At 59.5% G+C, this 6,109-nt stretch carries 5 protein-coding genes; 3 read left to right on the top strand and 2 right to left on the bottom strand.

All coding sequences use genetic code 11. The features are described from left to right. The first annotated feature begins 108 nt into the window (after nucleotides 1-108). Nucleotides 109-789 carry an HAD-IA family hydrolase gene (locus AC11W3_RS11950; protein WP_484093078.1) on the top strand — a complete coding sequence of 227 codons (681 nt, stop codon included), beginning with the start codon at nucleotides 109-111 and terminating at the stop codon, nucleotides 787-789. An 87-nt stretch (nucleotides 790-876) separates the two neighbouring features. On the opposite strand, the gene AC11W3_RS11945 is transcribed toward AC11W3_RS11950, so the two are convergent. Beyond that, on the bottom strand, nucleotides 877-1,683 hold the full coding sequence (locus AC11W3_RS11945) for a response regulator (protein WP_484090881.1): 807 nt from the start codon (nucleotides 1,681-1,683) through the stop codon (nucleotides 877-879). 326 nt (nucleotides 1,684-2,009) lie between these two features. On the opposite strand from AC11W3_RS11945, the gene AC11W3_RS11940 reads away from it, so the two are divergent. Together AC11W3_RS11940 and nadS are read left to right on the top strand one after the other, a co-directional pair. Then, nucleotides 2,010-3,776: a M3 family oligoendopeptidase gene (locus tag AC11W3_RS11940; protein ID WP_484090882.1), complete on the top strand. Its 1,767-nt coding sequence runs from the start codon at nucleotides 2,010-2,012 to the stop codon at nucleotides 3,774-3,776. A 340-nt stretch (nucleotides 3,777-4,116) separates the two neighbouring features. Further along, a complete protein-coding gene (nadS, locus tag AC11W3_RS11935; RefSeq protein WP_484090883.1) occupies nucleotides 4,117-4,413 on the top strand; it encodes a NadS family protein in 297 nt (98 codons plus the stop codon). Nucleotides 4,414-4,501: 88 nt separating this feature from the next. On the opposite strand, the gene AC11W3_RS11930 is transcribed toward nadS, so the two are convergent. Continuing rightward, nucleotides 4,502-6,109: bifunctional aconitate hydratase 2/2-methylisocitrate dehydratase (locus AC11W3_RS11930; RefSeq protein WP_484093077.1), on the bottom strand; the 1,608-nt coding region annotated here is incomplete at its 5' end.

The following is a 6,109-nucleotide window of genomic DNA, read 5'->3' as shown; positions in this document are numbered from 1 at the left end:
TTGGGTAAAACCAAAGCCGGAAGCTTCTCGTTTCAGAGTTCAAGCCCTGGTCTTTGCCGTCTCGGAAGTTCTCCGACTTTCTCCGTGGCTATCTGTTTTTGAGGTCAAATGAAGATTGACTGGACCGACATCGACACCGTGCTGCTGGATATGGACGGCACCCTCCTGGACCGGCATTTCGACGACCACTTCTGGCTCGAGCACGTACCCAGGCGCTATGCCGAGATAAACGGCATGCCCCACGAAGCCGCGAAGGATAAGCTCCACCGCATGTTCCGCTCCCAGGAGAACACCCTTAACTGGACGGATCTCGATTACTGGTCCCAGCAGCTGGGGCTCGACATCCCGGTGCTGAAGGAGGAGGTCAACCACCTGATCGCGGTCCACCCCTTCGTGATCGAATTCCTGCTCTATCTGCGCCAGCACGGCAAGGGTATCTATCTCGTCACCAACGCCCACAGCAAGACCCTCGACCTCAAGATGCGCATGACAAAGATCGGCGCCTACTTCGATGGCATCGTATCGGCGCATGATCTTGGACTTCCGAAGGAGGATCCGGCATTCTGGGGGAGGCTGCAGGAGACGGTCCCCTTCCTTCCGGAAAGGACCATGTTAGGCGAGGACAGCGAGACCAACCTCGGGACTGCGGAACAATTCGGCATCAAGTACCTGATCCACGTCGGGCGCTTCAGCTCACAATCACCGCCCGCCCTTTCCGAAACCTTCACAACCATCCACTACTTCAGCGAACTCTTGCCCCGTGACGGCGGCACTGGCGTCGAGATCTGATCACTGGCGGGACTCCTACCAACCGTCCCCGCCCCCGGAGGGGGAGGGTCAGGGAGGCGGGCCCGGAGTGAGGCCGCGAACGGCGCGTCACTCCCTGTGCGCCGGCTTCGACAGCCCGTGTTTCTTCATCAGATCGTACAGCGCCGGCCGGCTGACTCCCAGCATTTCCGAAGCCTTGGCCATGTTCCCCCCGCAGTTGCCGAAGGCCGCGGTGATCATCCCCTTCTCCACCATGTCCCGGACCTCCCGCAGGGTCAGGTTTCCCGGCGGAGGTGCCACCTCGGCTGAAGAAACCAGCCCGGTACTCTTCAGTTGCTCCGCCGATCGCCCCCCGGTCTGCACGTGGGGCTGCATGACTCCCTCACCCCCCCGCCCCGGCCCCTGAGCTCGAATCGATTCCCCGGGAGAGATCAAAGAGGCGAGGAGTTCGCGCATGGCGGATACCTGCCCGGCAATACCCTCTATCCCCGCGCTGCTCTGCTCAAGGGCGTGCTGCAACCGTAGCCTCTGCTCCTCGGTGCGGCTTAGATGGAAGGCACGGTGAATGATGATCTTCAGCTCAGCCAGTTGGATCGGCTTTTCGTAGAAGTCATAGGCACCCCGCCCGATGGCCCTGTACCCAGCTCCCCTGTCCCCGTTCCCGGACATGACTACGATTTTCACACCGGGGCGCGTATCCACCATCCAGTCCAAGCAGTGGAATCCTTCAGCGGTGCCTTCGGCATCGGGCGGCAATCCCATGTCCAGCAGCACCACCTTCGGGCTGTGGGAAAGGAACAGCTCCATTGCCTGATGCCGGTCTGCACCTTCCAGTATCATATGTTCAGAGCCCAGCCCCCACTTCAGCTGGTCACGAAGGCCTTGCTCATCCTCGACTATCAACAGCTTTTCCATAGAGTCCTTCTGGTGGCTCCACCCCTGAAATGCTCGGCGGAAGAGAGAAAGTTGCGGGGGACAGCGGTCTTGCGCGCCAGGAGACGCGGCAGCAACGGGTTGGGATGACACTGTCAACATGCTGGAATGCGATGCCTTTCCGTTCCTTCTAATATGAATGCTATTTCTACCGCACCCCCCACCTTTGTCAAGGAAGGCATCGGGACATATTTTTGAAAAAACATCAAGGATACTGCTAAGGTAGCTATCTTGACAGTAGACACCCCTTCGATTACTATCGGAATGCCTTCATTGTAATTTCACCCTGCACTAGATAGGAGAGCATCATGCATAGCGACCTCACCTGGGACACCACCCCACTTTACCCCTCCCCCTCATCTGTCGAGCTGACCCGTGATTTCGAAGAGGGTGCCTCCAAGGTGGCGACCTTCCGGGACCGCTGCCGCGGGAAGGTCTCCGGGCTTTCGGCACAGGCGCTGCTGGAGGCGCTGCGGGAATATGAGTCGCTGCAGGAGGCTCTGGCCAAGCCGCAACTTTACGCTCACCTCCTCTTCGCCGCAGACAGCGAGAACGACGAGAACAAGCGCCTTTCACAGAAGGCTTCGGAGTTCGGCAACCTGATGGGAAGGGAGCTCCTCTTTTTCGATCTGGAACTGATCCAGATGGACGACGAACCGTTCAACAGTCTGGTCAATGACGTACTCCTCGAGAATTACCGTCACTTCCTGGAGGCCCTGCGCAAGTTCAAGAGCCACACCTTGTCGGAGCGGGAAGAGAGCCTCCTTTCCCAGAAGAGCCTGACCGGTGTGCAGGCGTTTTCCCGCCTCTTCGACGAGATCTCCTCGTCGCTGCGCTACGCATTGGAAATCGAAGGAGAGAAGCGGGAGATGACCGGGGAGGAGTTGCTGGCCCTGCTGCATCACCCGGACGCGGAACTGAGGGAAAGGGCTTTCGGGACCTTCCTCAAGAAGCACGAGGAGCACGAGATCCTCTTCTCGGCGGTGTTCAACAACGTCGCCCTTGACCACTCCCAGGAGCTTGAGTTGAGGAGCTACGGTCACCCGATGGAGCCGACCCATCTCGGCAACGAGATACCTACCGAAGTAATCGAAAGCATGATGCAGGTATCTGAGAAGAACTATCCGCTTGCGCAGGAGTACTTCAGGCTGAAGGCACAGTTGCTGGGTATTCCGCGGCTAAAGAACAGCGACATCTACGCCCCGCTCTCCGACAGCGGCAAGAAATACAGCTTCGAAGAGGCCCGGATGATGACGGTCCAGGCCTACCGTGGATTCTCGGAAGAGTTCGCACAGATGGCCGATTCATTCTTCGTCGACCGCAGAGTGGACGCGATGCCGCGGCCCGGCAAGAGCGGTGGCGCCTTCTGCATGGGGATGACCCCTTCGCTGAACCCGTACCTTCTTTTGAACTTCACCGGGAACCTCCGCGACGTCTCCACCATCGCCCATGAAGTAGGGCATGGTATCCACTTCATGCTGGCCCAGCGGCAGACCATGCTGAACTACCACATGCCGCTGCCGTTGGCGGAGACCGCATCGGTTTTCGGGGAGATGCTCCTCACCAGGGAGCTCCTGGAAAATGAGACCGATAATGCCGTGAAGAAATCCCTTCTCTGCGCCAAGATCGAGGACATCATCGCTACCACCTTCCGGCAGAACGTGCTGACCAGGTTCGAGGAGAAGATGCACCTGCAGCGGAAGAACGGCCTCCTTACCTCCAGCGAGCTCTGCGACATCTGGTGGAACGAGAACGGCAAGCTCTACGGCGACGCCGTCGAGATGATAGAACCGTACAGGTTCGGCTGGAGCTACATCTCGCACTTCATCCACGCCAGGTTCTACTGCTACTCGTACACCTTCGCAGAGCTCCTGGTGCTCTCCCTGTACCAGCTCTATCTCAAGGAGCGCGAGGCCTTCATCCCGATCTATCGCGACATCCTCGCTGACGGAGGGTCCCGCACCCCCGCCGACACCCTGGCCCCCGCCGGGATAGTCCTCACTGATCCCGATTTCTGGCAGAACGGCTACGACCTGTTGAAGGACCTGATAGACGAGCTGAAGAAGCTGATCTAGCTGAGTAAGAAAGTGGTCTAGACTGAAGGAGTCCCCCCGCGTCCCCCCCTTGAAAAAAGGGGGGACAGGGCGGATTTCCTTCTGCTGCCTCCCTTCGTGCTGAACCTGTCGGAGCACGTACGCCAATAAGACTGAGATACCGCCCTTCTCCAACTGAAAGGCCCGCCTTTTCTCCCAACTGCTGCCTACAGATGCACCACCTCCTTGAGTCAGACTTTGCCCCGAAGCCTGCACTGATAGCGGAAGCAGCTATAATCCTGGAGATGACGACGCTTGACATTATCCGCCAATGGCGGACAATGTGAGGCATTGAAGCTGCTTGTAAAGGAACTGGAACGATATGGATAAAGAATTGTTCGAAGAATTGACTCAGAGTATGAAAGAGGCCGTTGCGATTGTGAAGGGGGAGATGAAACCATCACGTGTATTTACGGTCGAGCCACCAGACGTGAAGGCTGTACGGGAGAAGACGGGGCTATCACAGTCAGAGTTCGCTCAGATGATAGGCGTAAAGGTAAAGACACTGCAGAACTGGGAGCAGCACCGCAGGCATCCTACCGGAGCAGCTGCCGCGCTCTTGACAATCTTTGACCGTGCGCCGGAGGTTGCCATTAAGGCACTGCACACCGGGACTTGATCAGGTCAACCTTAATGCATACGAAATCGAAGAAGGCCCGCCGGTAACCCGGCGGGCCTTATTGTTGCTGCGCAATGACTGCCAGAGATTACATCTCGTCGAACTGGAGGTACTGGTAGACGGTAGCCTTGTTCGGCTCGACTTTTTCCTTGTAGACCTGGAGGTACTCGGCGGGGGTCGGAAGCTTGCCGAGGTTCACGGTAACTGCGCCGAGCTCCGCGGAGCCCAGGAATACTTTGGCGCCGTTGCCGATCCTGTCGTCGAAGTTACGGGTCGAGGTGGAGAACATGTTGACCCCGTCGGGCACGCGGGCCTGGTTACCCATGCAAAGCGAGCAGCCGGCGATTTCGACACGGGCTCCCATGGCGCTGTAGACGGAGAAGTATGCCTCGTCTTTGAGCTTCGCCTGATCCATGCGGGTCGGCGGGCAGATCCAGGTGCGGACGTTCGGGTTGAACTTCTGGCCTCTCCAGATCTCGCCTGCGGCACGGAAGTGGCCGATGTTGGTCATGCAGGAACCGAGGAAGACGTCCTGGATCGGGGTGCCGGCCACTTCGGAAAGTACCTTCACATCGTCCGGATCGTTCGGGCAGGCCAGGATCGGCTCGGTGATCTCGGCCAGGTCGATCTCGATCACGGCTGCGTACTCGGCGTTGGCGTCGGCGGCAAGAAGTTTCGGGGCCTTCAGCCACTCGTTGACGGCGTCGATCCTGTTCTGCAGGGTGTTGGCGTCCTGGTAGCCGTCGGCGATCATCTGCTTCATGAGGGCCACGTTGGAGCGGAGGTACTTGGCGACGGACTCCTCGGAGAGCTTGATGCAGCCGGCGGCGGCACTTCTCTCTGCAGCGGCGTCGGTCAGTTCGAATGCCTGCTCGACGGAGAGCTCGGGGAGACCTTCCATCTCGAGGATGCGGCCGTTGAAGATGTTGACCTTGTTCTTCTTGGGCACGGTCAGCAGGCCCTGCTTGATGGCCCACAGCGGGATGGCGTTAACGGCGTCGCGCAGGGTGATGCCGGGGTTGAACTTGCCCTTGAAGCGGACAAGGACGGACTCGGGCATGTCGAGCGGCATGAAGCCAAGCGCGCCCGCGAAGGCGACCAGACCGGAGCCGGCCGGGAAGGAGATCCCGATCGGGAAACGGGTGTGGGAGTCGCCGCCGGTGCCGACGGTGTCGGGAACGAGGAGACGGTTCAGCCAGGAGTGGATGACGCCGTCGCCGGGCTTCAGGGGCACGCCGCCACGCTCGATGATGAAGTTCGGCAGGGTCTTGTGCATCTTGACGTCGGCCGGTTTCGGATAAGCGGCGGTGTGGCAGAAGGACTGCATGAACATCGGCGCCAGGAACTTCAGGCAGGCGAGTTCTTTGAGCTCGTCGGCGGTCATCGGGCCGGTGGTGTCCTGGGAACCGACGGTGGTCATCTTCGGCTCGCAGGCGGTGCCGGGGAGTATTCCGGCCACGCCGCAGGCCTTGCCGACCATCTTCTGGGCGAGCGAATATGCCTGCTTCGCCTTCGGCTTCGGGTTCACCGGCAGGGTGAAGACGTCGGAGGGCTTCAGGCCCAGGGCCTTGCGGGCCTTGTCGGTCACGGCGCGGCCGATGATCAGCGGGATACGGCCGCCGGCGCGGAACTCGTCCGCAATGGTGTTGGGGGAGAGCTTGAAGGTTGAGATGACCTCACCCTTGTCGTTGTAAAT

It is taken from the genome of Geomonas sp. (assembly GCF_056994735.1).
Note: the sequence above shows the minus strand (reverse complement) of the source record. Positions and strands in the feature narration are given on the sequence as shown.

Bases quoted from the DNA above. Each gene is read 5' to 3' on its own strand.
- AC11W3_RS11950 (WP_484093078.1), top strand. From the start codon at position 109: ATGAAGATTGACTGGACCGACATCGACACCGTGCTGCTGGATATGGAC.
- AC11W3_RS11945 (WP_484090881.1), bottom strand. From the start codon at position 1,683: ATGGAAAAGCTGTTGATAGTCGAGGATGAGCAAGGCCTTCGTGACCAG.
- AC11W3_RS11940 (WP_484090882.1), top strand. From the start codon at position 2,010: ATGCATAGCGACCTCACCTGGGACACCACCCCACTTTACCCCTCCCCC.
- nadS (WP_484090883.1), top strand. From the start codon at position 4,117: ATGGATAAAGAATTGTTCGAAGAATTGACTCAGAGTATGAAAGAGGCC.